Raw genomic sequence first — 25901 nt, 5'->3', positions numbered from 1 at the left:
ACGCAATCTATCTCATATTTGAGATATCCGTTTGACAGGGTTGTCGCCCATCCGGCTGGCCCGGTCGCACGCCCTGACTCGCCACCCCCCACCGGGTCGACCTTGGCGCTACTTTCGCGACAGGGCCTAGAGTGGGGTTCATGACTGCCCAAGAATTTGATGTCATCGTGCTCGGGGCGGGCCCGGGCGGCTACGTCGCCGCGATCCGCGCCGCTCAACTGGGACTGAGGACCGCCATCATCGAGAAGCGCTACTGGGGAGGGGTCTGCCTCAACGTCGGGTGCATCCCCACCAAGTCGCTGCTGCGCAACGCGGAGCTCGCCCACATCGTCACCAAGGAGGCCGACCAGTTCGGCATCTCGGGCGACATCACCGTCGACTATGGCAAGGCCTTCAGCCGCAGCCGGCAGGTCTCGGAGCGGATGACCAAGGGCATTCACTTCCTCATGAAGAAGAACAAGATCACCGAGTTCGACGGCTGGGGCACCTTCGTCGACTCCCACACCATCGACGTCGCGAAGGATTCCGGCGAGACCACGCAGGTGCGGGGGCGCAACATCATCATCGCCGCCGGATCCGTCACCCGGATGCTCCCCGGGACCCGGGTGTCGCAGAACGTCGTCACCTACGAGGAGCAGATCCTCTCGGAGACCGCGCCGAAATCGATCATCATCGGGGGCTCCGGCGCCATCGGTACCGAGTTCGCCTACGTGCTCCGCTCCTACGGGACCGACGTGACGATCGTGGAGTACGCGGATCGCATGGTGCCCAACGAGGACGCCGAGGTCTCCGCCGAACTCACCAAGGCCTACAAGAAGCTCGGTATCAACGTCCTCGTCGGCACGAAGGTCGAGGGCATCGAGGACACCGGTTCCGGCGTGAAGGTCACCGTGAGCCCCGCCAAGGGGGGCGAGGCGAAGGTGCTCGAGGCCGAGCGCTTCCTCTCCGCCGTCGGATTCGCGCCGCGGACGGAGGGCTACGGGCTGGAGAGGACCGGCGTCGCCCTGACCGAGCGCGGCGCCATCGCCGTCGACGAGAACATGCGCACGAATGTCCCGGGCGTGTACGCCATCGGCGACTGCACGGCCAAGATGATGCTCGCCCACGTGGCGGAGGCCCAGGGCATGGTGGCCGCCGAGACCATCGCGGGCGTCGAGACCCACCCGGTCAACTACGACATGATCCCGCGGGCGACCTATTGCCAGCCCCAGATCGCCTCCTTCGGCTACACCGAGGAGCAGGCGAAGGAGAAGGGCTACGAGGTGAAGGTCTCGAAGTTCCCGTTCGCCGCCAACGGCAAGGCCTGGGGGCTGGGGGAGGGGATCGGTTTCGTCAAGATCGTCGCCGATGCCCGCTACAACGAACTCCTCGGCGCCCACATGATCGGTCCGGACGTGACGGAGCTGCTCCCCGAGTTCATCCTCGCGCAGCAGTTCGACCTGACCACGGACGAGATCGCCGCCGCCGTGCACGCCCACCCGACGCTCTCCGAGGCGATCAAGGAGGCGGCCCACGGCATCGGTGGACACATGATCAACTTCTGATCCTCCTCGAGCACCAGGACGGTCGGTCCTTCCCGGAGGATCGACCGTCCTCGTCGTCTCCGGCGCCTTGCCGGGGTACCCCCCGGGGTATATCATCGAGTCCTGTCACCACGAGAGGAGTCATCATGTGTCGCAAGGTCACCTGCAAGGAGTGCCGGAAGGCGACGTGGGCCGGATGCGGTCAGCACATCGAGCAGGCCCTGGCCGGGGTGCCGCAGAGCGAGCGGTGCACCTGCGACCAGAACGCCCAACCCAAGGGGAGCGGCTTCTTCGCCAAGCTGATGGGACGCTGATGCGCGTCGTCATCGTCGGAGGGGTGGCAGGCGGGATGTCCGCCGCCACCCGGTTGCGTCGCCTCGACGAGAAGGTGGAGATCATCGTCCTCGAGCGGGGCGAACACGTGTCCTTCGCCAACTGCGGACTGCCGTACCACGTCTCCGGGGTGATCCCGAACCGTGAGCAGTTGCTGCTCCAGACGCCGGAGTCCCTCGGCACCCGATTCCGGATCGACGTGCGGATCCGCCACGAGGTCACCCACATCGACCGTGATGCCAAACAGGTCGAGGTGACCACCCCCGACGGCACGGAACTCATCGACTACGACCACCTCATCCTCGCGCCGGGCGCCAGTCCCGTCATCCCGCCGATTCCCGGCATCGAACGGGCCCTCACGTTGCGCAACATCCGCGACATGGACGAACTGGTGGCCGCGGTCGCGACCAAACCACGCCACGCCGTCGTTCTCGGGGGCGGGTTCATCGGTGTGGAGGTCGCGGAGAACCTCCACCGCCTGGGGATCCGCGTCACCATCGTCGAGCTGGCCCCGCAGGTGCTGACCCCACTCGATGAGGAGATGGCCGCCATCGTGCAGGCCCACCTCGAGGACGCGGGGATCGCGGTGGTGACCTCGGCATCCGCCACCGAGGTGACACCCGACGAGGTCCGCCTCGACGACGGCACCCTGCTCCCGGCTGATCTCGTCGTCGTCTCCATCGGAGTGCGTCCCGACTCCGGGCTGGCCGCGGAGGCGGGCCTGGCGGTGGGGGAGCGGGGAGGTATCCGCGTCGACGAGTCGCAGCGCACGAGCGATCCGGCGATCTTCGCCGTGGGCGATGCCGCCGAGAAGCGCGATGTCCACACGGGCGAGCCCGTGATGGTGCCGCTGGCGAACGCGGCCAACCGTGACGGAAGGCTCGTCGCGGATGTCATCGCAGGGCTTGAGGGCCCGAACGGGCCACGCCGGAGTGGACGGGTCACCGGAACCGCCGTCGTCGGGGTCCTGGGCCTCACCGCCGCCACCACCGGATGGAACGAACGACGCGCCAGGGCCGAAGGGCTGGATGTCGAGGCGATCCACACGCATCCCTTCAACCACGCCACCTACCATCCCGGCGCGGAGGTCATCTCCCTGAAGCTGGTGATCGAACGTGGATCCCAGCGCATCCTGGGCGCCCAGGCCGTGGGAGGAGCCGGGACGGACAAACGCATCGACGTCATCGCGACCGCCATCAAGGGCGGTCTCAGCGCTCCCGACCTGGCGGAGATCGACCTGGCGTATGCCCCTCAGTTTGGTTCCGCGAAGGACCCGATCACCATGCTGGGTTTCGTGGCCGACAACATCCGAAGCGGGCTCATCAGGATGCGCCAGTTCCACGAGATCGGCGCACTGAAGGCGGCCGGGGCCCACATCCTCGACGTCCGTACGGAGGGGGAGTTCTCGGCAGGGGCCATCCCCGGTGCGGTGAACATCCCCCTGGACGAGCTCCGGGAGCGCCTCTCGGAGGTCCCGACGGACCGCGAGGTCGTCGTGTACTGCGGCGTGGGGATCCGGGCACACAGTGCCGTGCAGATACTCCGCCAGGCGGGCGTCGAGGTCAGCAATCTCGACGGAGGCTGGCGCACCTGGCAGGCCGTGCAGCGCTCGGGGATGGGGTCATGAAACTCGATCCGGAGGAACTCTCGCCAGCCTTGTTGAGGCTGAAGCGTGCGAGCGGCCAGTTGACCGCTGTCATCCGGATGCTGGAGGAGGGCCGCGACTGTGAGGAGATCATCACCCAGTTGGCGGCCGTCTCCAAGGCCATCGACAGGGCGGGCTACAAGATCATCGCGCACAGCATGCGGAAGTGCCTCGCGACGGATCCCAGCGGCGACTCCATCGACACGGAGAAACTGGAGAAGCTCTTCCTGTCGCTGTCCTGAGCCCCGTTCGACGGGGAATCAGAAGTGGATGAAGTTCGCCGGGGGAGTGTGGGTGGCGAAGAGGGCGCTCAACGTCGCCACCCCCTCCCCGCGGATGATGCCGGCGCGGGCGAGCTCCCGGGCCGTGACGTCGCCGTGCCAGAGACGGGCCAGGGTGTCCACGGTCAGTTCGACGGTGGGGGAGTCGTCGGTCCGCTCGGCCCCGCCCTCACCGTCGACCACCCTGATCCGCCAGACCCCGTCGCAGAACCCCATCGGATCGATCACCCGGATCGTCACCTCACCATCGGCGTCGAATCCGCGCTGGGCGGTCGCCGAGGGCAGGTCCAGGATGCGCAGCCACACCCCGTCGTGGGTCGACTTGCGCTTCACCGCCCAGCTGTCGACCAGCGAGTTCGGCAGGGCGTCGCCCCGGGGGACGGCCTCGCAGTTGAGCTGGGTCACCAGATCGAACGAGGCCAGACCCTGCCACAGTGCGCGATCAATCGCCGGATCAGGGGAGCACACGGCCCATACATCCGTGGGTCGCGGTTCCTCCGGCCAGCCGCCGTGCTTGAAGCTGGCGAAGCCGTCCGGGCGTCCCTCGGGGTCGAAGTGCACGAGGTGTCGCAGCCCGCGATCCGGGCCGTTCTCGCCGCGGTTCCAGCGCCCCTGGGCGATGAGACGGTGGACCGCCAAGGGGGAATGAGCACCCCGATGGGCATCGAAGTGCGCCCGGGACACCTGTTCGAATATCTCCGAGATGTCATCGGGGGAGACCAGTTCGAGGCTTCCGGGCGCCACCTCAACCTCGGGTCGCAGGGCGAAACGGCGGGTGTCGATCTCCCAGGACTCGTAGCGGTTGGCGATGCCGAAACCGAACCTGCCGTAGATGGTGGCCTCACTCACGGTGAGGACCGCGAGGCAGTGTCCACGGTCGCGCCCCAGGGTGAGGTTGTGTTCCATCATGGCCCTGGCCAGCCCTCGGCGACGATGCGTGGAGCGCACGGCGACGGTCTTGACGACCATGGCCGAGACGGGGCCGCGCCCGCAGTTGACGGTGATGTCGCTCCAGGCGAATCCCGCGACGGGCTGCCTGCCGTCCAGCCCCGGGCCCTCGGTGGTGACCATGCTGAGCGTGCCCTGGTCGGCGCGCTGGTTCTCGCGGTAGACCCGCAGCGCCTCGTCGCTCGGCCGACCGTCGAGAAACGCGTTGTCGAACAGGTCCCGGTACGCGGCCCAGCGGGGGTCGTCGTCGGCGGTGTCGAGCGGGAGGGTCTCCAGGCGATACGGTTCAAGCACGCATCAACCCTAACCCGCCTCGGGCGGCACTCTCGTAATTGTCCGATAATGTGCATTATGTCATTTTGCGGGAGATGTGTTCCTCCATCAAGCTGGGGTCGTGTTCAATGACGACGCGATCCCCCAGCTCCTGACCCGACTCACCCTTGAAGAGAAGTGCTCCCTGCTCTCGGGAAGCGACTTCTGGCACACCGAACCGATCGAGCGGCTCGAGATCCCGGCGCTGATGTTGACCGACGGCCCGCACGGGGTTCGAAAACAGTCGCAGACCTCCGAGGGCCTCGACGTCGGCAACTCCATGCCTGCCACCTGCTTCCCGACCGCCGCCGGACTGGCCTCGACCTGGGACCCGCACCTCGTCGCCGAGATCGGCCACGCACTCGGCCGGGAATGCCGGGCCCTGGGCGTGCACGTGCTGCTGGGACCAGGGGTCAACATCAAACGCACTCCCCTGTGCGGTCGCAATTTCGAGTACTTCTCCGAAGATCCATTGTTGGCCGGGGAACTCGCGGCCTGCCTGGTCCGAGGTGTGCAGGCCGAGGGTGTCGGCACCTCGGTCAAGCACTTCGCCGCCAACAACCAGGAGACCGACCGGATGCGCATCAGCGTCGAGGTGGACGAGCGTACCCTCCGCGAGATCTACCTGGCCCCGTTCGAACGTGTCGTGACCGCGGCGAACCCGGCCACGTTGATGTGTTCCTACAACCGCATCAACGGTGCCTACTGCTCGGAGAACCCGTGGCTGCTCACGCGGGTGCTGCGCGACGAGTGGGGTTTCGACGGACTCGTGATGACCGACTGGGGTGCCGTCAACGACCGTGTGGCCGGGGTGCGCGGTGGTCTGGACCTGGAGATGCCCTCCTCACGGGGTGTCAACGATCGTCTGGTGGCTGAGGCAGTGCGGCGGGGCGACCTGAGCGAGGAGGAGCTGGACCGCGCGGTCGCCCGGGTGCTCCGCCTGGTGGCACGGCAACATCGGCCCACGGACGAGAGCGCCCCTGATCTCGAGGCCCACCACGAGCTCGCCTGCCGTGCTGCTGCCGCCTCCGCCGTGCTGCTGAAGAACGACGCGGAGACCCTCCCGCTGTCCGGGCTCGAAGATGTCGTCGTCATCGGGGAGCTGGCGCGCACCCCCAGGTACCAAGGAGCCGGGTCCTCCCAGGTCAGCCCGACACGGCTCGTGAGCATTCTGGACGCGCTTCGGCGCCGGGCCGAGGTGCCCTTTGAACCGGGATACGTCCTGGCCGACTCCCCCACCGCCGAGAGCAACGACGAGGTCCTGCGCCGGGCAGCGGTGGCAGCGGCTCGGGGACGTACCGTTCTCATGGTGCTGGGGTTGCCCTCCGCTGACGAGTCCGAGGGGTACGACCGGAGCCACATCGATCTACCTGCCAGCCACATCAGGCTGCTGCGTGAGGTGGCTGAGGTCGCCGGGCGCACCGTGGTCCTGCTCGCCAACGGGTCGGCCGTGGCCACCGCCCCGTGGCAGGATTCCGCTGATGCCATCCTGGAGCTCTGGTTGGGCGGCCAGGGCGGCGGCGAGGGGGCGGCCCGTCTCATCACCGGGGAGGTCTCGCCGTCAGGACGACTGGCGGAGACCATTCCGGTCCGCGTGGACCAGTTCCCCGCCCAGCTGAACTTCCCCGGGGAGAACGGAGTCGTGCGTTACGGGGAGGGGCTCTTCATCGGGTACCGCGGCCTCGATGCCCTTGGCGCCCATCCCTCGTTCCCCTTCGGTCACGGCCTGACCTACACGAGGTTCAGCTACTCGGACCTGGTCGTCGAGGCGGCCGAGGTGACCCCGGAACTGCCGCTCGCCGCACCCGTGCTGCAGGTCGCGGTCACGGTGACCAACTGTGGTGATCGTGACGGGGTGGCCGTGCCGCAGCTCTACCTCGGCCACCCCTGCTCTGCCTTTGCCCGTCCGGTCCGCGAACTGCGGGGCTTCTCCCGGATCGCACTCTGCCCCGGGGAGTCCAATCGGGTCACGATCACCGTGGATCGACGCTCCATGTCGTTGTGGCACACCCCGTCCCACGACTGGCAGGTCGAACCCGGCCCGGTCACAGTGGAGATCGGTGAGTCCTCGGCTGACATCCGGCTCCGGGCCACGGCCACGATCACCGCGCCGTCACTGCGCCCGGCGCTCACGCACTGGTCCACGCTCAGGCAGTGGAGGGCTGATCCTGTGGCCTGGCCCATGATGCGTGAGGCCCTGGGAGAGTTCGGGGAGCTCATGGACGGCCCGGGCGAGATCAACCCCGAGGCCTTCTTCCTCCTCGACCTGCCGGCCTGCAAGGCGGCCTTGATGTTCAACAAGCCCACCTTGACACAGCTCGACCACCTCGTCGCGCGGTTCGGGGGCTGATCGATGGAGAAGTTGACCGTCCTCGTCGATCGCCCGGTGGTGCGTATCGGTGACCGCCTCATCCTGGACTTCCACAATGCGGACCAGCTGCGGTCGGTGCTTGCCGGGCAGCAGTTCGTCGCCGTCGACGGGGACCGCCACCGATACGCATCAGGTCTGGAGTTTCTCGGGACACCGTGTCGGCTGTTCCTGAACGCCATCTCGCTGGTCGTGTCCTTCGACGGCTATGCCGACCCCGACAGCGTGATGAGCCTGCTGCAGGTGAAGCGATTCATCAAGCGCCACCCGGCGCTGCCCCACAGCGTGCACGGCCTTGCGTGGGTGGGGTTCAACTGTCCCGAGGGGTCATGGCGTGAACTGAGCTTCTTCCACGACAAGAAGCAGGACCACACCACCTTCAGGGCTCAGCTCTGAACAGGCATGCTGCCCGGCCAGTAGTGGTTGGGGTCGAGTCGGTTGCCGAAGATCGCCTGCCCGACGCGCAGGCAGGTGGCGCCGTGCTCGATGGCCAGTTCGAAGTCACCAGACATACCCATGGACAGTTCCGGCCACGGCTCCCCTGTCGCCTGCTGCAACTCGCGCTGCACCTCCTGCATGCGGCGGAAGCACTGCGAGACCCGCTCACGATCCGAGGTGAACACGGCCAGGGTCATCAGTCCGCGAACCGCCAAGGCGTCGAAGGCGGTGAGCTGCCTGGCGAGCTCCACGGTCTCCTCCGGTTCCACCCCGAACTTCTGCGGCTCGCCGGAGCTGTTCACCTGGATGAGCACCTCGAGGCGGCGTCCCTCCTGCTGGAGTCGCCGGTCGAGTTCCCGGGCGAGCCTCAGGGAGTCCAGGGCCTGGAACTCGGTGGCGAACCGGGCGACGTACTTGGCCTTGTTCGACTGCAGATGACCGATGACCGCCCATTCCACAGCGGTTCCCGCCAGGGCCTCCCACTTGTCCATGGCCTCCTGGACCTTGTTCTCGCCGAATCGCACGCAGCCCGCCCGATGCGCCTCGAGCACGCACTCCGGCGGCTTGGTCTTGGACACGGGCAGCAGCCTGATGTCAGCGGCATCGCGACCCACCCGGGCGGCTGCCGTGGCGATGCGGGTCTGGACGGCTCGAAGATTGGCGGCGATGTCGGTCACGGGTGCAAGTCTAGGATTCGGACGTGGAGTCCTATCGCATCTCTCGGGTCCGACCGGTCCTCGGCCCCTGGTACGACTCGCTGGTCGACGTGACGATCACCGGCGGCGTCATCTCCGACATCCAACCGAGCAGGGGCCACGCCGACGGGGATCTGGACTGCGACGGCGCCCAGCTGTGGCCGGGGCTGTGGGATCACCACGTGCACTTCTCCACCCATGCCCTCATCCAGCAGGCGGCACGGCTCTCCCCCGACGCGACCATGGCCGGGACCCTGGACACCGTGAGGGCCCACCTCTCCCCCGACGTCACGCACCTGATCGGTTTCGGATTCCGGTCCTCCACCTGGGACGAGATCCCCACGGCAGCCGATCTCGACGCGGTGACGGGCCGCCCCGTGGCACTCATGGCGCGGGATCTGCACAGCCTCTGGTGCAACACAGCAGGACTGGGGCTGGCAGGGCTGCCCGGCCATCCCACCGGGTTCCTCGTCGAGGACGAGGCCTTCGCCGCCATCCGTCACCTCATGGCCACCCAGACTGAACTCGTCGACCGCGCCGTCCTGGCGGCCGAACGGGAAGCGGCACGCCTCGGCGTGGTCGGGATCGTCGACATGGAGATGGACTGGGCCCTCGCGGCCTGGCAGCGGCGGGCAGGCCACCGAAGGCTTGGACTCCGCGTGGTGGCCGCCACCTATCCGGAACGATTCGACGATCTGTTGGGGCTCGGACTCCCCCACGGCCACGAGGTCGCCCCGGACGTACGGGTGGGACCGCTCAAGATCATCGCCGACGGCTCGATGGGCAGCCGCACCGCCCACTGCGTCGACCCCTACCCCGCTCCCCTCCCCCATCTGCCCCACGGGCGCTCCAACCTTGACCGCTCCCAACTGACGGAGTTGCTGGTCAGGGCACACGCCGCCGGGCTCCACGCGGCGGTCCACGCCATCGGTGACGCCGCATGTCGGGACGTCCTCGACGCCTTCGAGGCGTCAGGGTGCCCGGGCTCCGTCGAGCACGCCCAGTGTGTGCCGCCCCATGAACTGCCCCGGTTTGGCGCCCTCGGCTTGACGGCGAGCATCCAGCCCGCCCACCAGATCGACGATGCGGAGGTCATCGCGACGGTCTGGCCCACGGCCCACCGGTACGCCTACCCGATGCGCTCCCTGGTTTCCCACGGGGCCCGGCTGGCCCTTGGCTCCGACGCCCCCGTCGCCCCACTGGATCCATGGCTCGCCATTCACGCGGCCTGTCATCAGCCCTACCGGGGTGAGGAGGCCCTGGATCTCGCGACGGCCCTGCGGGCCTCGTCGCACACCACCCTCGAGGTGGGGCAACCAGCCGACCTCGTGGTGGCCAGCGCTCCCGGTGCGGTCGTCGCGACGATGGTGGACGGGCGCATCACCCACCTGCAGTGATCACTCGAACTGCGCGGGATCCCCGGCCCCCACCCGCAGCACCTCCGGCTCGTCCCCGCTGAGATCCACCACCGTGGTCGGCTCGGTTCCGCAGTCGCCCGAGTCGAGCACGGCGTCGATCTCGTGGTCCAGCAGTTCCTTGATCCCCCACCCATCGACGAGCGGCTCGTCGTGGCCGGGCAGCAGGAGCGTCGACGACACCAGCGGCTGCCCGATCGTCTCCAGCAGGGCCAGGGTCGTTCGATGCTGCGGGACCCGCACCCCGATCGTGCGCTTCTTGGGGTGCTGCATCATCCTGGGCACCTCCCTCGTCGCCCTGAGAATGAAGGTGTACGGCCCCGGAGTGGCCGCCTTCACCGCCCGGAACACCCAGTTGTCCATCTCCACGAACGCCCCCAGCTGGGAGAACTCGGAGATGACCAGGGTGAAATGATGCCGGTCCCCAAGGTGTCGGATGCGTCGGATCCGCTCGAGTCCCTCGGCGTTGCCGAGCCGACACCCCAACGCGTAGCAGGAGTCCGTGGGATAGGCCACGAGTCCTCCCCCGTCGAGGATGTGGCTGATCTGGCTGAGGGCTCGGGGCTGCGGATTCTGGGGGTGGACGTCGAAGTACTGGGCCATTCAGGCACCCTAGCCCTACCCGAGCCGCTCCGTGGGAACTCGGACCTTCTGGGCGACAGAGACGTCAACGAACGGCACGACCCGGATCGCCTCCCCCGAGACCGTCACCACCGTGTGGGTCCCCTCCTGCCGGACATCGACCTCGGGACTGGTCAGGCCGTCGACGCTGACCCGCCGGGTCCCCCTGGCGCCGAGGCTCGCCGCGTCCCAGGCGATGTCCCCCGCAGCTCCTCGCGCCCCCGCCTCCGCCCAGAGCAGCAGGGACCACTGCAGCAGCCCGAGAAGCACGCTGAAAGCCAGGGGCAACAGCAGCGCCGCCTGCACCCCGTTGGACAGCCCCCGTTCAGCCACGGCGACTCCGGAAGGTGTCGACGGGTGACCGCCCGTGACCGACGAGGGTGGCGCGCTCGGGCAGCCCCGGCAGTGACACCGGAAAGACCGCCACGCAGCTGACGGAGACCTCGACGAAGGCCTCGGCGCCCCGCGGGGCCGCGAGCCCCGACGCGTCGACACCGACCGTGATGCTCTCACACGTGACACGCGAACTGCCCAGATCCACCTGCGCCATGTCACGGGCCGCGCGATCGGCCGCACCGGCCGTGCGTTCGAGGGAGGCCGCCCGGGCGGCGGCGAAGGCGGCTCCACTGACGGCCTGTTGCGCGAGGGCGCGCCCCGCGAGCACCACCACCAGCCCGACGAGAAGCATCATCACGGGCAGCACGATCGCCGCCTCCACGGCCGTGGCCAGACCTCGTTCCCGGCCTCGACGTTGAGGCCCACCGGTACTCACGATCCAAGATCCTGCCACCTGTCGAGGGCAATCGCCAGAGCGGCGATAGGGTAAGGGCAGGAATTACTTGTTGAAAGGACTCTTCATGGTCAAGAAGGTAGCCATTCTCACGGCCGGCGGGTTCGCACCGTGCCTGTCGTCGGCCATCGGCGGCCTCATCCAGCGCTACACGGAGGTGGCTCCCGACGTGGAGATCATCGCCTACCGTCACGGCTACCAGGGGCTCCTCCAGGGCGACTACCTCGTGGTGGACGAGAAGGTCCGCGCCAAGGCCGGACTGCTGCACCTCTTCGGTGGCTCCCCCGTGGGCAACTCCCGCGTGAAGCTGACCAACACCAAGGACCTCGTCAAGCGCGGCCTCGTCGAGGAGGGGGCCGATCCGCTGAAGGTCGCCGCCGACCGGCTCGTCGCCGACGGCGTCGACGTCCTCCACACCATCGGCGGCGACGACACCAACACCACCGCAGCCGACCTGGCCGCCTTCCTCGCCACCAACAACTACCCGCTGACCGTCGTCGGCCTGCCCAAGACCATCGACAACGACGTGATCCCGATCCGCCAGTCGCTGGGGGCCTGGACCGCCGCGGAGCAGGGGGCCATCTTCGCCAAGAACATCGTGGCCGAGCACAACTCGGGCTCGCGCATGCTCATCGTGCACGAGGTGATGGGCCGGCACTGCGGCTGGTTGACCGCCGCCACGGCCGCCGAGTACCGCAAGTGGCTCGACACCCAGGAGTGGCTGCCGGAGATCGGCCTGTCCCGCGAGGCCTGGGACGTCCACGCCGTCTACGTCCCCGAGGCGGTCATCGACATCGACGCCGAGGCCAAGCGACTCGGCGCCGTCATGGACGAGCTCGGCAACGTGACGATCTTCCTCTCCGAGGGCGCGGGACTCGACGCCATCGTCGCGGAGATGGAGGCCGCCGGCGAGGAGGTCCCCCGCGATCCCTTCGGCCACGTCAAGCTCGACAAGATCAACCCCGGCAAGTGGTTCGGCGACAAGTTCGCCGAGAAGCTCGGCGCGGAGAAGGTCATGATCCAGAAGTCCGGCTACTTCTCCCGCTCTGCCGCCGCCAACGAGGCCGACCTCGCCCTGATCAAGCAGTGCACCGATCTGGCCGTGGACTGCGCTCTCGCGGGCAAGCCCGGCGTCATCGGCCAGGACGAAGAACACGGCGACGAACTGACCGCCATCGCCTTCGACCGGATCAAGGGCGGCAAGCCCTTCGACATCACGCTGCCCTGGTACACCGAGATGCTCTCCGCCATCGGACAGCCCGCCCCGGTGCCCGCCAGCCACTGACGCTGACGCGCCATGACGAAGTGTGGCCCGGCTCCCCGGCAAGGGAGTCGGGCCACACTGTCGATGTCAGCGACGCCTCAACCAGGCCACGACCGCCGTCAGCACGGCCCCGAGGCCCAGGCCGGTGGCGGCTCCCACGCCGTAACCCACGCCCATGCCCACCTTGACCCCACGGGCGGCGACGTCCTCCGGAACCGAACGGTTCGGATCGGGGGTCGGTACGTCGAGCGGATCGAAGTTGTCACTGCGCAGCTCGTCCAGATCCCGGCGTGCAGCCACCCGTTCCCTGCGTCGCTTCTCGGCCCAGGTGTGGACGGTCTCCTCCTCGGATGAGGGCTCCGACCCATCTGGGGTGTCATCCGTCGATGCCGTGAGCGGCTCACCCCCCTCCCATGCCTGTCGCACCCCGGTCCAGGAAGAGGTGACGAGCATGATCATCGCCACGAGGTTGAGCAGGAGCATGATGATGATGACATTGCCGAACACAGCAGCCGTCGGATTCCCCGAGAAGGCACCGATGATGAGCCCGGCGAAGTGCTCCAGAGTGGTCACGAGCACTGCCCCTCCCAAGGCGCCGGTCGCCCAGTGACGGACGGGCAGCTTCTCCTCAGGCAGGGTGAGGAACAGGAACGCGAACATGATCCAGCTCACACCCACGGTCAGGAGGATCCGGGCGATGCCGCCCAGGACGCCCAGCTGTTCGGCGAAGGCCATGCCGAGGATCGTGATGGCGAGGACCACGACCATGCACAGCAGCAGGCCGAAGAAGACGGCGAGGTTGCGGATCAGGGATTTCAGGAATCCCTGCTTCTGCAGCTGGCTGTCGGCGTCCTCCGGGCGCAGCATCTCGCAGAATCCGACGCGGAGGTTACCGATCCATCCGGACCCGGTGTAGGAAGCGGTCAGGAGAGCCGTGATGCCGAGGCCTCGCCAGCTCTCCAGGGCTCGGTCGAGGGTGGCCACGACACTCTGCGAGATCTGGCTGCCACCGAGCACCTCGTTGATGGTGGAACGCACGACCTCGAGCCAGTCCGGACGCACCACGGTGAGGGTGAAGCCGGTCACCGCGCCGAAGAGCATGAGGACCGGGATGATCGTCAGAACGGAGAAGTACGTGATCGCCGCGGCATGTTGCGGGCCCTGACGTTCAGTGAAACGCTGCCAGGAGGCCAGCAGCCGCTTCACCGCCGGCTTCTCCAGGAGGGCTTTCATACGGCCTTCGCCTTGCGGCGGGAGGCGAGCTCGTCACCAGGATGCTCGGAGGTGTCCGTGACCCGTTCCTTCGGGAGATCGTTGAGTGTGCCCTCGATCTCGTGCCACACGCTCGACACCGAGATCAGGAACATGCCCTGCCCACCCTTGGTGAGATCGAACAGCTCATTCGCGGAGGTGCACTCGTAGACGCTGAAGCCGTCGCTGACCAGGGTGATCTCCGTGATGTCCTCAACCCCCCGCGCCCGCAGGTGCTCGATGGCCACCCGGATCTGCTGGAGGGAGATTCCCACGTCCAGGAAACGCTTCACCACGCGAAGCAGCAGGATGTCCCGGAACGAGTACAGGCGCTGGGAACCGGACCCGTTCGCGTCACGCAGTTCCGGGACCACGAGCCCGGTGCGGGCCCAGTAGTCCAGCTGACGGTAGGTGATCCCTGCGACCCGATGGGCGACCGGCCCGCGGAAGCCGAGGTCCTTGGCGACCGGCGCGAAGTCCCCATCGAACAGGGTCTCCTGCAACGAATCCTGTTTCGGTGCCATGTCAGCCACTTCTCATCCTGTCGTCCGTCACCGCGGTCGCGGCACATCGAAGCTAACCCTCTGCGTCCCGGCGGGTCAACGACACGCCCGGAACCCGGCGCATCGGATCGCAAACCTTCGAGCCGAGGTTCAGGGTTGCCCCTGGCCACCGGGCGGGAAGAAGTCGTCCGGGTCCACATGATCCAGGAACTCACGGAACCGCTCGACCTCGTCTCCCCCGTCGGGCTCAGCCGCAACCCCCACCTCGTCGAGCAGTTTACCCGGGCATTCGATGTCCCAGCCCCGACGTACGGCGACGGCGACGATGTCGCTCGGGCGAGCATCCAGCACCTGTCCCCCGACCCGGATCTCCCCGAGGAAGATCCCCTCCTCGACACTGCTGATGGTCAGGCTGGGAGGCGCCCCGGCCGCAAGCAAATCCAGGGTCTGGGCGAGCAGGTCGTGGGTGAGTGGACGTCCGAGGACCTCACCGTCGAGAGCGACGGCGATGGCCGCGGCATCCATCGAGGAGATCCAGATGGGAAGGATGCGGTCCCCATCCCGTTCCCGGAGGAGCAGCACCGGGGAGTCCTCGATCATCCGTATACCCTCAACCACCAGTTCTGCCATGACACGAGTCTAGAGGGCGCGCGGACAGGAGAAATCGACTGCGGCCGCCCCGGTGACCCCCTGGCTGCGTTGTCCTCCTCGACCGCACGCTCCAGTGCGCTCCTCGTCGTCCGCCTTGCCAGGACGCCACCGTGACGATCCTCGACACGACCCCCCTGTCCGCACCCCCTCTGAGGGCACGCGGACAAGCACATCCGCAGCGGCCCCCCGGTGACCCCCTGACGGCGTCGGCCCCGCTCGTGGGGACGATTCAGTTCATGAGCTGTTGCAGCATGAGCGCGGTGTGGGCGCTGATCACGGTTCGGTACACATCGTTGCGCACCTCCGCCGGCACCCCCGACCGGCGTCGGAACTGGGCCAGCACCTGCTCCACCAGGGCAGCCTCCATGGTGGCCGCCTGCTGGACGGAACGCAGCTGGCGGATGTCGATACCGAAGTCCCCCAACCGCTTGGCCGCGACGGCGACCCCCAGGGATTCACGCCCGTAGACCTGGGTGCCCTTGCGGTGGCTCACCAACTTCAGCCGTTCCAACTCGATCATGGCCGCCTCCCCCAGACCGGACTCCGCCATGAGCTGGCGTCGGGTGAAGACCTGGTTGACCGGACGCGGAGCGGGCGCCGGGGTGGCGGCGGGAGGTTGCTCCGCGGTCGGTGGCGGCTCGGCATCCTCCGGGATGGGTTCGCCGCGGTCGAGGGCGTCCAACTGCTCCCGGATCACCTTGAGCGGCAGATAGCGATCTCGTTGCGCACGCAGCACGAACAGGAGCCGATCCACGTCCTCCTGCCGGAAACGACGATAACCCGACGGGTGGTCCCGCTCTGGCGAGATCAGCCCCTCCGACTCCAGATAACGCAGCTTGGAGACGGAGATGTCGGGGAATTCCCCCCGGATGGCATCCAGCACCTGCCCGATCGTGCGCGGTGCGCTCGGCATCAGCCCCGCCCGGACTCGCTCATGAGGATCGTGGCCCGGTACTTGCCGATCTGGATCTCATCGCCGTGACGCAGCTGCGCCCGGCCCTCGATGAGGGTGCGGTTGACGTAGGTGCCGTTGAGGCTGCCCCGATCCTCGATGGCGATGCGTCCGTCCTCGCGCAGGAGCCGGGCGTGATGCCTGGACACCGTGATGTCATCGAGGAAGATGTCCGATTCCGGGTGACGCCCGAGCGTGGTCTCGTCCGCGTCGATCAGGAACTGTGATTCCTTGACCCCGCCGCGGGTGACGATGAGCAGCGCATTCCCGGGGGCGAGCTCCCCCGTGGTGGCTGCCAGACCAGCGCCGACGATGGAAAGATGCTCGTCCGTGAGAACCTGGAGCACTCCAGTGCTGTCGTTGCCCGGTTCCCTGAGCTCGCCGTTATCGCCCACATTGGTCGACATCGCCTGCCCCCTTTTTCGATCTGTGACTCTCTCAGCAGACCCAAGACTATCGGGGGAAGTCAGATATACAAGCTCGCCCCGCACGACTCGTGTCAGTGTCGGCCGGTTTCAGCGGGGTTTTGCGAAGCGTGGTTGCTCAGGTGTCACGGTGGAGGAGATCTCCAGCTGCACCTCCTGGGAGATCGTGACTCTCCCCTGGACCCTGGTTCCCTCCACCTGACTGACCAGCCCACCGCGGAACCGGGCACCGGCCTCGAGGGTGGCCGCGTCGCCGATGACCTCGATCTGGAGCGGGGTGGTGAGGGGGGTGCCATCGACGACGAGACGCCCCTGGGGATCCTGCCCGACCCACGTCCCCGTCACGACCCTGACGGAGTCGTTGAACTCGATGACCTCGCCACCGGCGTCGCGCAGTTCCTCCAGGGCATTGAGCACCAGTTCAGGGGTCACCTGAGCCTGCGGATCCTCGATCGTGATCCGGATCCCCGGCCCCTGGGCGGGCACGGTCCCTGCGATGATCTGGAGCCGTTCGAGGCGACGCTGCGCCTCGGCCTCCGCCGCGTTGGCGCCTGCCACGCCGGAGCGGAGTTCGTCGCGGGTCGCGGTGAGTCCTCTCAGCTCCGCCTCGAGGCGCCTCGTCTCCGCGCTGAGATTGTCCAGCAACTGGACGAGATCGTCGCGCCGGAGATTCGAGTAGTCCGGTCGGGCCGCCTGCGAGCGCAGGGTCCAGACCACCAGCAGGGCGGTGACGCACAGCACCACCCCAACGGTGAGCTGTCCCCGACCAGGGCGCAGGAAGGCGGCCAGGTAGTTGCGCCTCGTTGGTTCCTCAGGCATGGAGCACCGCCCGCCGGATCGCGGCGACGTTGTTGAAGATCCGGATGCCGAGCACCACCACCACTCCCGTCGACAGCTGGGAGCCCACGCCGATTTGATCGCCCACGAAGACGATCAAACCGGCGATGAGAACGTTGGACAGGAAGGACACCACGAAGACCCGATCGGAGAAGATGCCCTCCAGCCAGGCGCGGGTGGCTCCGAGGATGGCGTCGAGTGCCGCGACGATGGCGATGGGCAGGTAGGGCTGCAGGGCGGTGGGGAGGTTGGGCTCCACGAGAAGGCCGACGACCACGCCGACGACCAGCCCCAGGATGGCGATCATGGTTCCTCCCTCAGCTCTCTGCGCTTCTCAACACCATGCCGGGATCGGCCGGCAGTTCCAGGACGGTGTCGGCCGCCCTGATCTCGAAGCCTATCCCGTAGTTCATGTGGATGTACTGCCACCAGGAAGCGGCCGTGGTCCGGCCGAAGCGGGCTTGGAGGGTCGCCGGGTCCCCGATCGCCTCGATGACGTAGGGCGGGCTGATGGACACGTAGTCGACGGTGATCGCGGAGCCCGCCGAACGGATCGGCGTCATCGACGTGATCCGGTGGCCGTTGATGGCGATCGCCTCCGCCCCGGCCTCCCACAGCCCGTTCACAAGGCGGCTGAGGTCGGAGTCGAAGACCAGGCCCCGGGAGTTGTCCACCTGGGACGGGGCGTCATTCGCCCGGATCACGATCCCGGGACCCACCACCGGCGATCCCCCTGAGACGAGGTCGAGTTCGTGGATGGTGGCGGCCACCTGGGGGTCCGTCACCAGCGCGTCCTGGAGTCCATCGATCTCCTCCTCCAGGGCAGCCACCTCCGCCTCGAGGTCGTCGCGAGCCTTCGTCGCAGCGCTGACCTGGTCCCGCAGGTACGCGCGTTCATCCGCGACATCGGAGCGGGACGCCGTCGTGGTGAGGATGGCGATGACGATGAGGGTCGCCGCCACGGCGAGGGCCACCGCGAGGTGCCACGGGGAACTGCGCGGCCCCGTCGTGGTGTGGTACTCGGGTTCGAGTGCGTTGTCCGCGATCTCGCTGAGCAGGCTCATGCTCGCGTCGACGCGTCGACCCGGTCGGCTGGTCACCTCGGCCACGCCTCGGCGAGTTGGGCCCGGGCGTCCTCGAGCAGCTGGGGAAGCACGCGGGTCCGGGCCACGACGGGCATGAAGTTCATGTCCCCCGCCCAGCGCGGAACGATGTGCTGGTGCAGGTGCGCGGCGATCCCCGCGCCCGCGACGTCGCCCTGGTTCATCCCGATGTTGAAGCCCGCGGGCGCAGACACCTTCGTCAAGGTGGCGATGCCCTGCTGCGTCAGCCTCGCGATCTCCAAGGTCTCCTCCTCGGTGGCGTCGACGTATCCACTCACGTGCCGGTAGGGGCACACCAGCAGGTGGCCGGGTGAGTAGGGGAAGAGATTCATCACGACGAAGGCGTGCTCACCCCGGAAGACGATCAGACCCTCGGCGTCCGAACGTCTCGGGGAGGTGCAGAACGGGCACTCCCCCTCATGCCGCGGCTTGCCCTCACCCTTGATGTAGACCATGCGGTGTGGGGTCCACAGCCGCTGGAAGGCGTCAGGGACCCCACACAGGTCGGGGCTCATCTCGTTCACTCCGCTCCCGGATCGGCATTGCTGCGGGAGTTGATGTGGGAGACGATGCGGGCCACGGCATCCTCGACGGGGACCCCGTTGAGCTGTGATCCGTCACGGAACCGGAAACTCACGGCACCGGCGTCGCGATCCTCCCCACCCGCGATGAGGATGAAGGGTGCCTTGGACTTCGAGGCGTTGCGGATCTTCTTGCCGAAGCGGTCGTCGGAGAGGTCGAGCTCGACGCGAACCCCGTAGGAACGAAGCCGGTCCGCCACCGCCTCGAGGTGCTCGTTGAACTCGTCGGCCACCGGCACACCGAGCACCTGCACGGGAGCCAGCCAGGCGGGGAAGGCACCCGCATAGTGCTCGGTCAGCACCCCGAAGAACCGCTCTATCGATCCGAAGAGGGCGCGGTGGATCATCACCGGACGCTGACGGGTGCCGTCGGCGGCCTGGTACTCCAGTCCGAAACGCTCCGGAAGGTTGAAGTCCAGCTGGATGGTCGACATCTGCCAGGTGCGACCGATGGCGTCCTTCGCCTGAACCGAGATCTTCGGGCCGTAGAAGGCCGCCCCGCCAGGATCCGGGACGAGGTCGAGACCTGACGCGGTCGCCACCTCCTGGAGCACCGCTGTCGCCTCCTCCCAGACCTCGTCGTCGCCGACGAACTTCTCCGGGTTCTTCGTCGACAGTTCCAGGTAGAAGTCGTCGAGTCCGTAGTCCTTGAGCAGGTTGAGCACGAAGGTGAGCAGGCGGGTCAACTCGTCCCGCATCTGCTCCCGGGTGCAATAGATGTGGGCGTCGTCCTGGGTGAAACCGCGGGCCCGGGTCAGGCCGTGCACCACCCCGGACTTCTCGTTGCGGTACACGGTGCCGAACTCGAACAGCCGGAGCGGCAGTTCCCGGTAGGACCGCCCACGCGAACGGAAGATGAGGTTGTGCATCGGGCAGTTCATCGGCTTGAGGTAGTAGTCCTGCCCCTGCTTGCGCACGTTGCCCTCGGCGTCACGTTCCTCATCCATCTGCATGGGCGGGTACATCCCGTCGGCGTACCAGTCGAGGTGGCCCGAGGTCTGGAACAGCGACGCCTTGGTCAGGTGCGGGGAATAGGCGAACTGGTAGCCCGCGGCCACGTGCTGCCGACGCGAGTAGTCCTCCATCTCCATGCGCACGATGGCCCCGTTGGGATGGAAGACGGCCAACCCAGAGCCGATCTCATCGGGGAAGCTGAACAGGTCCAGCTCCGTGCCGAGCTTGCGGTGATCGCGTTTCGCGGCCTCGGCCATTCGGGTCTGGTAGGCCTTGAGGTCATCCTTGCTGGCCCAGGCGGTGCCGTAGACCCGCTGCAATCCGGTGTTGCGCTGGTCGCCCCGCCAGTAGGCGGCGCTGGACTTGGTCAGCGCGAAGGCCTGCAGGTATCCGGTGTGCGGCACGTGCGGGCCCCGGCACAGGTCCCGCCACGCCACCGATCCGTCGCGGCGCACGTTGTCGTAGATGGTGAGCTGCCCCTCGCCGACCTCCACGGACGATCCGTCGGCGGCCGACGCCCCGCCCTTGTCGGCGATGAGTTCGAGCTTGAAGGGTTCGGCGGCGAGTTCGTCGCGGGCAGCGTCGTCGGAGACCTCCCGCCGCACGAAACGCTGCTTCTCGCGCACGATCTGGTTCATCTGCTTCTCGATCGCCGTCAGGTCCTCCGGGGTCAACGGAGCGGTGGCGAAGTCGTAGTAGAACCCGTCGACGATGGGCGGGCCGATGCCGAGCTTCGCCTCGACGAAGAGCGCCTGCAGGGCCTGGGCGGTGACGTGGGCGCACGAGTGCCGGATGATGCTGAGTCCCTCATCGCTCGTGGCCAGCACCGGTTCCACCTCGGCGCCGTCGCCCAGCTCGCGCTGGAGGTCCTGGAGTTCCCCGTCCACCTTCATGGCGACGATCCCCCGGTCCGCTCCGAACAGGTCGAGCCCCGTGGTGGTCGTCGTCAGCTCCACGCTCTCGCGCGAATCAGGACGGATGACGACGATTGTGGACACAGGTCTTCCTTTCGGTAGCGGACTGGCCCATTCTGCCATCACGCCGACAGGAAAGCCCGCTCCTCCACGCCCATCCCGTCTCTCAGGCGGGCGAAGCGGCGTCGCTCGGGGAAGAAGCGCCAGCCAGCCGCGGAGGAGAGCTCCGGCCACTCGTGCCGAACCATGCCGTCGAGGTCGAAGGCGATGCTGCCCTTGGCGGCATCCGTGGCGACCACCAGCCCGGAGGTCGAATCAAAGGCCAGGTCGCCCTTCACCTCGCCGTACTGAGGGTCGACGGCAAGAAAGTCCGGGCCGAGGAAACGCTCCACGACGAGGTATCCCTCCTGGTCCGGCTCCGTCAGGTTCAGCAGCACGAAGGGATGGTGGGGATCGACATTGTCCGTACAGCAGGCCTCGTCAGCCTGCGGCATCCGCCCACACCATGCGTCCTCCATCCGATCCAAGGCCACGATGAGGTGATCCTCGCCGATGAAGGCGATGGGACGGTCCCAGTTGTAACCACTGCCCTGGAACCGGGCGCCACTGGGCTCCCAACGCGCCAAGAAATCCTCGAGTCGGAACATCATGAGAACATCCACCGGGGCCCAGGCCCAGCCGTTGCTGACCAATCGGGTGTGCCCCGGGGAGACCAGCAGCCGGGAATGGAAGAAGTCGACGTGATTCTCGGTGCTCCCGTCCTCCCGACGGATGATCTCGCGATCCGTGAGGAGGGCGCCTGTCTCGGCATCGAAGAGGTCCAGTCGGCACCACTGGGTCTGGAGCGCCACCACCACCCGGCCGTCGATGCGCAGGAGGGCAACCGAATAGCTGGAGACATCGCAGTGGTAGTCCTCCCGGGAATACGGCCTCGTGGCGCCGGTGTCCAGGTCGATCAGGACCGCGTGCAGTCCGAAGCGTTCCGCCACGCAGGCCCAGCGCCCCAGGGCTCGAAGCTCCAGTTCTCCCTCCAACTCGGGGAGTGGGGCGACGACCGAGGCGGCCCCATCCGGAAGGACCCGGCTGAGCCGGGTGCTCTCGGCAACCAGCCAGCCGGGTCCTGTCGGCTCAGGGGCGAGCGTCACTTGACGACGCGTCCCGCGAAGTCGTCGCGCCCGGCCACCCGGTCGGCGACGAAGGGGCAGCTCGGCCGCACCTTCTTGTCGGTCGGCAGGATGTCGGCCAGGGCGAAGTCAACGACCTTGCCCCCCAGTCCCTGTCCCTGGAAGGCGGGGATCGTCTCGGTGTGGTTGAGGTCGATGACGTCACCGTCGATGACGTAGTCCACGAAGGCCGCGACCTGGCCGTCCTGCTTCAACTCGTAGCGGGAGGCCTCGTCGTTCTTGATCAGTTCGATGTCACTCATGGGAGCCATTGAACCAAAAAAGCCGGGCCCTCAGGCCCGGCGATTCCGGTGTGTTGGTGGGCGATGCCAGGTTTGAACTGGCGACCTCTTCCGTGTCAAGGAAGCGCGCTACCACTGCGCCAACCGCCCGAGGTGGAGACGGGATTTGAACCCGTGTACACGGATTTGCAGTCCGTTGCCTCGCCTCTCGGCCACTCCACCGGGTGGAGTTTGTCTCCGAGCGGACGACGAGATTCGAACTCGCGACCCTCACCTTGGCAAGGTGATGCTCTACCAACTGAGCCACGTCCGCATGCACTTCCTCGACCTGCCTGTCGGCCTGTCGCGTTCGGCGCATGGAGGACTCTAGCGCACTGTTTCGACGATGCACAAATCCACGGTTCCACGCACCTGCCCAATCCCCGCTGGACGGGGCCAGGAAACATGCGCCACGGTCCCGGAGGGGACAGCCCCTCCCCCCCGTCTGCTGGTGGGCAGGGCCATCTCAGCTCTCCCCGGGCGCCACCGCGGACCGCCGTCGAATTGTCAGGCTCACGTCGCTCGGGTAGTGTGTGACCTCGCACGGGCGATTGGCGCAGTGGTAGCGCGCTTCGTTCACACCGAAGAGGTCGGCGGTTCGAAACCGCCATCGCCCACCGTGACTGGGTCGCTTCGTTGACTGTTGGAAAGGGAGTGACATGGCAGCTCCCGGAATCGTCCTTGTGGCACGCGGTGATGATGATCCCGCCGCGGTCGCCTCCCTCAATCTCGTGACGCGACGCCTCCAGACCCAACGCCCGGATCTCCAGGTGGCGCTGGGACTGCTCAACACCGAGTCCCCGACGGTGCAGGAGGCCGTGCAGGCGCTGGCCGCCACTGGTGCGGCGGAGATCGCGATGGTTCCGATGGATCTCACCTCCGCCACGGACCACTCCCCCGTGCTGAGCCGGGCCGCGGAGGTCGTGGGCTCGCGGCATCCGGAGCTCAACATCGTCATCGCTCGACCCATCGGTCCCGCCGTGGAACTGCTCAACGTCCTCGATGCCAAGCTCCGTGAAGCCCTGCAGCGGGTCAACGCCGTGGAGGTGGACTCCCTCGTGCTGGCCTGCCCCGACGGGGGCGACGTGCGGGGTACTTCCCTCCTTGCACGGCGTGCCCGCCAGTGGGGGGCCCACCACAAACTCCCCGTCCAGCTGGCCCAGAACGATGTCACGGGACGCGCCACCGCCCTGGCCATCGCGGCGTTACGTTCCCAGGGACGCCGTCACATCGCCGTCGGTTCCATGTTCCTCACCTCGGGCCCCGTCTTCCGCGCCCACCACCAGGCGGCGTTACGCGCGGGGGCACTCGCGGTGACCTCCCCCATCACGGAGGACCCGCGCGTCACGGAACTCATCCTGGCCCGCTACGCCTTCGCCGCCATGCGGCTTCTTGACGTCGACCCTCATGAGGAGTGAGATGACAACCGAATTCCCCCTCGACCAACCCGACGCGACTTGGCGGGAGCGCCTGAGCGCACTTGAATACCACGTTCTGCGGGAGTCGGGCACGGAGGCCCCGTTCACCGGGGAATACACCGACGAGTTCTCCGAGGGTGTCTACGAGTGCCGGGCCTGCGGCACGGAACTCTTCCGCAGCGAAGCCAAGTTCGCCTCCCACTGCGGCTGGCCGAGTTTCTTCGAGCCGTTGGCCGAGGATCGTGTCCGCTATCTCGAGGATCGGAGCCTGCCGGGCCGCCCGCGCGTCGAGGTCCGATGCGCCGCCTGCAATTCCCACCTCGGACACGTGTTCTCCGGTGAGGGATACGACACGCCGACGGATGACCGGTACTGCATCAACTCCGTTTGCCTGCGTCTGGTCTCGGCGCGCCGCGACGAGAAGGGCCCCGCTCAAGCCTAGGCTCTCCTTCGTGAGTTCCACGACCTTGGCCTCTCCCGCCTTCCGTCGCGCCGTCGCGGAGTTGTCCACGATGACCTGGCGCCCCGGAATGGCCGTGCAGGAGATCGGCACTCCCCAGCGCATCGCCCCTTACGGTGTGGCGATCTCGGGTGACCTCAGCGACGGCACCGAGACGATCGGGACCGGTCGCCTCATCCTGCTGCACGACCCCGCGGGCAACGAGGCATGGGAGGGGGACTTCCGCGTCGTGACCTATGTGCGATCCGACCTCGACAAGGAGTCCGTGACGGACCCGCTCCTGCCCGAGGTGGCCTGGTCCTGGCTCACGGATGCCCTGACCGATCAAGGGGCACGCCACCACAGTCTCGCCGGCACCGTCACCGTGTCCTTCGGGCAGGGTTTCGGGCAGCTGTCCAATCGCCAGTCCGAGGCCGAGATCAGGGCCTCCTGGACCCCGTTCCTCGACGCCAAGTTCGGCTTCCTGCCGCACCTTCGTGCGTGGCAGGACCTGCTGCTCCGCATCTCTGGGCGACCTCCGCTGCCGAACGGGGTCGTCCAGTTCCCCGGACGTCATGACTGACTATCTCGACGCCCCCCGGGAACCGTTGCGCCCGGTGGTGACGAGCCCGGAGGCGTTCCGGACCTGTTTGGACCGCCTCGCCGAGGGGTCCGGCCCGGTGGCCTTCGACGCCGAGCGGGCGCACGGGCATCGCTACTGGCCCAAGGCCTACCTGTTCCAGATCCGGCGGGAAGGGGCCGGGACCTGGCTCATCGATCCCGTCGCCCTGGAGGGGAATCGTCATCGGGCCGACCTCCACGCCCTGGTGTCCGCGGTGGGTGGGTCCGAGTGGCTCGTGCATGCGGCCCCGCAGGATCTGCCGTGCATGGTCGAGGTGGGCATCAGTCCGCCGCGACTCTTCGACACCGAGCTGGCCGCCCGGCTCCTCGGGGAGCCCCATGTCTCCCTGGCGGCGCTCCTGGAGACCAAGCTGGGCATCCGGCTGCGCAAGGCCCACTCGGCGGCGGACTGGTCCAGACGACCGCTGCCCGATTCCTGGCTCGTCTACGCCGCGCTCGACGTCGATCATCTCGTGGAGCTCGCCGAGGTGCTTCGCTCCGAACTCGCGGCCGCGGGCCGGGACGGCTGGGCGGAACAGGAGTTCGCCCACCTGCTCACCACGACGCCCACGCCGAGGCCCGAGCCATGGCGTCGCCTCTCCGGCGTCCAGACACTGCGGAAACCCCGGCAGCTGGCCGTGGCGCGAGCACTGTGGGAGGAACGGGACGCCATCGCTCAGGAACGGGATCGCCCCCCGGGGCGCATCCTGAACGACCAGGCGATCGTGGAGTTCGCCTCCAAGGTGGCCGCCACGGGCGCCCTACCGGGTCGGGCCGTCATGGCGACGATCGAGGGATTCCAGCATCGAGGGGCGAGTCGCTACCGGACGAACTGGCTGCGGGCCCTCGACACCGTCGCCGGGATGGGAAGCGAGAAGTACCCGAGCGCACGACCCACCCGGGACGGGGTACCCCACCCGCGGTCGTGGGAGCGGAACTTCCCGGAAGCCTGGCAACGATGGAAGCCCGTGCGCAAGGCGGTGGACGCCCTCGCCGAGTCCTTGGGCGTCCAGCCGAGTCTCCTCGCACCACCGGCGGTCCTGCAGGGTTTCCTCTTCGAATGGGAGGGGACCGCCGCCGTTGAGGGTCTTCACCGGTGGGGTGCTCGGCCGTGGCAGGTGGAACTGCTGGCCCCCGTCATCCAGCCTCTGCTCCAGCCCGAGTGAGCCACCAGG

The 25901-nt window shown here is 67.7% G+C and carries 28 protein-coding genes, 4 tRNA genes and 1 pseudogene; 13 read left to right on the top strand and 20 right to left on the bottom strand.

Annotated features, from left to right (window positions below; all coding sequences use genetic code 11):
- The first annotated feature begins 140 nt into the window (after nucleotides 1–140).
- The 4 genes from lpdA (at nucleotide 141) to EII35_RS01810 (ending at nucleotide 3743) form a co-directional block, all read left to right on the top strand.
- Nucleotides 141–1544, top strand: a complete 1404-nt coding sequence (lpdA, locus tag EII35_RS01820; protein WP_125226753.1) for a dihydrolipoyl dehydrogenase — start codon at nucleotides 141–143, stop codon at nucleotides 1542–1544.
- 125 nt (nucleotides 1545–1669) lie between these two features.
- Nucleotides 1670–1837 carry a hypothetical protein gene (locus tag EII35_RS15745; RefSeq protein ID WP_185744109.1) on the top strand — a complete coding sequence of 56 codons (168 nt, stop codon included), beginning with the start codon at nucleotides 1670–1672 and terminating at the stop codon, nucleotides 1835–1837.
- A complete protein-coding gene (locus EII35_RS01815; protein ID WP_125226752.1) occupies nucleotides 1837–3483 on the top strand; it encodes an FAD-dependent oxidoreductase in 1647 nt (548 codons plus the stop codon). The genes EII35_RS15745 and EII35_RS01815 overlap by 1 nt, the downstream gene beginning before the upstream one ends.
- Nucleotides 3480–3743 (top strand): metal-sensitive transcriptional regulator, encoded by a 264-nt coding sequence (locus tag EII35_RS01810; RefSeq protein WP_125226751.1) that lies wholly within the window; start codon nucleotides 3480–3482, stop codon nucleotides 3741–3743. The genes EII35_RS01815 and EII35_RS01810 overlap by 4 nt, the downstream gene beginning before the upstream one ends.
- A gap of 18 nt (nucleotides 3744–3761) precedes the next feature.
- On the opposite strand, the gene EII35_RS01805 is transcribed toward EII35_RS01810, so the two are convergent.
- Nucleotides 3762–5024 carry a GNAT family N-acetyltransferase gene (locus EII35_RS01805; RefSeq protein WP_125226750.1) on the bottom strand — a complete coding sequence of 421 codons (1263 nt, stop codon included), beginning with the start codon at nucleotides 5022–5024 and terminating at the stop codon, nucleotides 3762–3764.
- 100 nt (nucleotides 5025–5124) lie between these two features.
- On the opposite strand from EII35_RS01805, the gene EII35_RS01800 reads away from it, so the two are divergent.
- Nucleotides 5125–7392, top strand: coding sequence for a glycoside hydrolase family 3 C-terminal domain-containing protein (locus EII35_RS01800; RefSeq protein ID WP_221739650.1), 2268 nt, complete (start codon nucleotides 5125–5127; stop codon nucleotides 7390–7392).
- A 3-nt stretch (nucleotides 7393–7395) separates the two neighbouring features.
- Entirely contained in the window at nucleotides 7396–7806 is a 411-nt protein-coding gene (locus EII35_RS01795) for a hypothetical protein (protein ID WP_125226748.1), read from the top strand.
- On the opposite strand, the gene EII35_RS01790 is transcribed toward EII35_RS01795, so the two are convergent.
- Nucleotides 7797–8525, bottom strand: a complete 729-nt coding sequence (locus tag EII35_RS01790; protein ID WP_125226747.1) for a YggS family pyridoxal phosphate-dependent enzyme — start codon at nucleotides 8523–8525, stop codon at nucleotides 7797–7799. The genes EII35_RS01795 and EII35_RS01790 overlap by 10 nt on opposite strands.
- Nucleotides 8526–8548: 23 nt before the next feature.
- On the opposite strand from EII35_RS01790, the gene EII35_RS01785 reads away from it, so the two are divergent.
- Nucleotides 8549–9940, top strand: a complete 1392-nt coding sequence (locus EII35_RS01785; RefSeq protein WP_125226746.1) for an amidohydrolase — start codon at nucleotides 8549–8551, stop codon at nucleotides 9938–9940.
- On the opposite strand, the gene EII35_RS01780 is transcribed toward EII35_RS01785, so the two are convergent.
- The 3 genes from EII35_RS01780 to EII35_RS01770 are packed head-to-tail and all read right to left on the bottom strand — an operon-like array spanning nucleotide 9941 to nucleotide 11351.
- Nucleotides 9941–10561 (bottom strand): L-threonylcarbamoyladenylate synthase, encoded by a 621-nt coding sequence (locus EII35_RS01780; protein WP_125226745.1) that lies wholly within the window; start codon nucleotides 10559–10561, stop codon nucleotides 9941–9943.
- A 15-nt stretch (nucleotides 10562–10576) separates the two neighbouring features.
- The gene (locus EII35_RS01775) at nucleotides 10577–10912 is read right to left on the bottom strand and encodes a hypothetical protein (protein WP_125226744.1); all 336 of its coding nucleotides are present in this window, start codon (nucleotides 10910–10912) and stop codon (nucleotides 10577–10579) included.
- Nucleotides 10905–11351 (bottom strand): TadE/TadG family type IV pilus assembly protein, encoded by a 447-nt coding sequence (locus EII35_RS01770; protein ID WP_125226743.1) that lies wholly within the window; start codon nucleotides 11349–11351, stop codon nucleotides 10905–10907. Before EII35_RS01770 ends, EII35_RS01775 begins: the two co-directional genes overlap by 8 nt.
- A gap of 85 nt (nucleotides 11352–11436) precedes the next feature.
- Between EII35_RS01770 and EII35_RS01765 the strand changes: the two genes are divergently transcribed.
- Entirely contained in the window at nucleotides 11437–12654 is a 1218-nt protein-coding gene (locus EII35_RS01765; protein WP_125226742.1) for a pyrophosphate--fructose-6-phosphate 1-phosphotransferase, read from the top strand.
- Between the two features lie 66 nt (nucleotides 12655–12720).
- On the opposite strand, the gene EII35_RS01760 is transcribed toward EII35_RS01765, so the two are convergent.
- The 15 genes and pseudogenes from EII35_RS01760 to EII35_RS01690 all read right to left on the bottom strand — a co-directional run bounded on the left by EII35_RS01760 (nucleotide 12721) and on the right by EII35_RS01690 (nucleotide 22522).
- Nucleotides 12721–13866, bottom strand: coding sequence for a YihY/virulence factor BrkB family protein (locus EII35_RS01760; RefSeq protein WP_125226741.1), 1146 nt, complete (start codon nucleotides 13864–13866; stop codon nucleotides 12721–12723).
- Nucleotides 13863–14408, bottom strand: a complete 546-nt coding sequence (locus EII35_RS01755) for a MerR family transcriptional regulator (protein ID WP_125226740.1) — start codon at nucleotides 14406–14408, stop codon at nucleotides 13863–13865. The genes EII35_RS01760 and EII35_RS01755 overlap by 4 nt, the downstream gene beginning before the upstream one ends.
- A gap of 129 nt (nucleotides 14409–14537) precedes the next feature.
- The gene (locus EII35_RS01750) at nucleotides 14538–15017 is read right to left on the bottom strand and encodes a bifunctional nuclease family protein (RefSeq protein WP_125226739.1); all 480 of its coding nucleotides are present in this window, start codon (nucleotides 15015–15017) and stop codon (nucleotides 14538–14540) included.
- 250 nt (nucleotides 15018–15267) lie between these two features.
- Nucleotides 15268–15951, bottom strand: a complete 684-nt coding sequence (gene ftsR / locus EII35_RS01745; protein WP_125226738.1) for a transcriptional regulator FtsR — start codon at nucleotides 15949–15951, stop codon at nucleotides 15268–15270.
- A pseudogene (locus EII35_RS01740) lies at nucleotides 15951–16262 on the bottom strand (FHA domain-containing protein); the annotation flags it as partial. The pseudogene EII35_RS01740 and the gene ftsR, both read right to left, overlap by 1 nt.
- Before the next feature lie 243 nt (nucleotides 16263–16505).
- Entirely contained in the window at nucleotides 16506–17234 is a 729-nt protein-coding gene (locus tag EII35_RS01735) for a DUF881 domain-containing protein (RefSeq protein ID WP_125226736.1), read from the bottom strand.
- The gene (locus EII35_RS01730; protein WP_125226735.1) at nucleotides 17227–17559 is read right to left on the bottom strand and encodes a small basic family protein; all 333 of its coding nucleotides are present in this window, start codon (nucleotides 17557–17559) and stop codon (nucleotides 17227–17229) included. Before EII35_RS01730 ends, EII35_RS01735 begins: the two co-directional genes overlap by 8 nt.
- 10 nt (nucleotides 17560–17569) lie before the next feature.
- Nucleotides 17570–18352 (bottom strand): DUF881 domain-containing protein, encoded by a 783-nt coding sequence (locus EII35_RS01725; RefSeq protein WP_125226734.1) that lies wholly within the window; start codon nucleotides 18350–18352, stop codon nucleotides 17570–17572.
- Complete coding sequence (locus EII35_RS01720) at nucleotides 18349–18870, bottom strand: HIT family protein (protein ID WP_125226733.1); 522 nt, start codon at nucleotides 18868–18870, stop codon at nucleotides 18349–18351. Before EII35_RS01720 ends, EII35_RS01725 begins: the two co-directional genes overlap by 4 nt.
- 5 nt (nucleotides 18871–18875) lie before the next feature.
- Nucleotides 18876–20888, bottom strand: coding sequence for a threonine--tRNA ligase (thrS, locus tag EII35_RS01715; protein ID WP_260464977.1), 2013 nt, complete (start codon nucleotides 20886–20888; stop codon nucleotides 18876–18878).
- Between the two features lie 38 nt (nucleotides 20889–20926).
- Nucleotides 20927–21949 carry a hypothetical protein gene (locus tag EII35_RS01710; protein ID WP_125226732.1) on the bottom strand — a complete coding sequence of 341 codons (1023 nt, stop codon included), beginning with the start codon at nucleotides 21947–21949 and terminating at the stop codon, nucleotides 20927–20929.
- Nucleotides 21946–22230, bottom strand: coding sequence for a GNAT family N-acetyltransferase (locus EII35_RS01705; RefSeq protein ID WP_185744108.1), 285 nt, complete (start codon nucleotides 22228–22230; stop codon nucleotides 21946–21948). Before EII35_RS01705 ends, EII35_RS01710 begins: the two co-directional genes overlap by 4 nt.
- A gap of 54 nt (nucleotides 22231–22284) precedes the next feature.
- Nucleotides 22285–22359 (bottom strand) — tRNA-Val (locus EII35_RS01700).
- A 1-nt stretch (nucleotide 22360) separates the two neighbouring features.
- Nucleotides 22361–22431: transfer RNA gene (locus EII35_RS01695), tRNA-Cys, on the bottom strand.
- An 18-nt stretch (nucleotides 22432–22449) separates the two neighbouring features.
- Nucleotides 22450–22522: transfer RNA gene (locus EII35_RS01690), tRNA-Gly, on the bottom strand.
- 271 nt (nucleotides 22523–22793) lie between these two features.
- Between EII35_RS01690 and EII35_RS01685 the strand changes: the two genes are divergently transcribed.
- From EII35_RS01685 to EII35_RS01665, 5 genes are all read left to right on the top strand, one after another.
- Nucleotides 22794–22865 (top strand) — tRNA-Val (locus EII35_RS01685).
- Nucleotides 22866–22907: 42 nt separating this feature from the next.
- Nucleotides 22908–23666: a sirohydrochlorin chelatase gene (locus EII35_RS01680; protein ID WP_125226730.1), complete on the top strand. Its 759-nt coding sequence runs from the start codon at nucleotides 22908–22910 to the stop codon at nucleotides 23664–23666.
- Nucleotide 23667: 1 nt separating this feature from the next.
- Complete coding sequence (gene msrB, locus EII35_RS01675) at nucleotides 23668–24108, top strand: peptide-methionine (R)-S-oxide reductase MsrB (RefSeq protein ID WP_395858210.1); 441 nt, start codon at nucleotides 23668–23670, stop codon at nucleotides 24106–24108.
- A gap of 10 nt (nucleotides 24109–24118) precedes the next feature.
- The gene (locus EII35_RS01670; protein ID WP_260464976.1) at nucleotides 24119–24688 is read left to right on the top strand and encodes a DUF3000 domain-containing protein; all 570 of its coding nucleotides are present in this window, start codon (nucleotides 24119–24121) and stop codon (nucleotides 24686–24688) included.
- Nucleotides 24681–25892: an HRDC domain-containing protein gene (locus tag EII35_RS01665; RefSeq protein WP_125226728.1), complete on the top strand. Its 1212-nt coding sequence runs from the start codon at nucleotides 24681–24683 to the stop codon at nucleotides 25890–25892. The genes EII35_RS01670 and EII35_RS01665 overlap by 8 nt, the downstream gene beginning before the upstream one ends.
- The last annotated feature ends 9 nt before the right edge of the window (nucleotides 25893–25901 follow it).

It is taken from the genome of Arachnia propionica (genome assembly GCF_003932785.1).
Lineage (GTDB): Bacteria > Actinomycetota > Actinomycetes > Propionibacteriales > Propionibacteriaceae > Arachnia > Arachnia propionica_B.
This window is presented reverse-complemented; position numbering and strand designations above follow the sequence as displayed.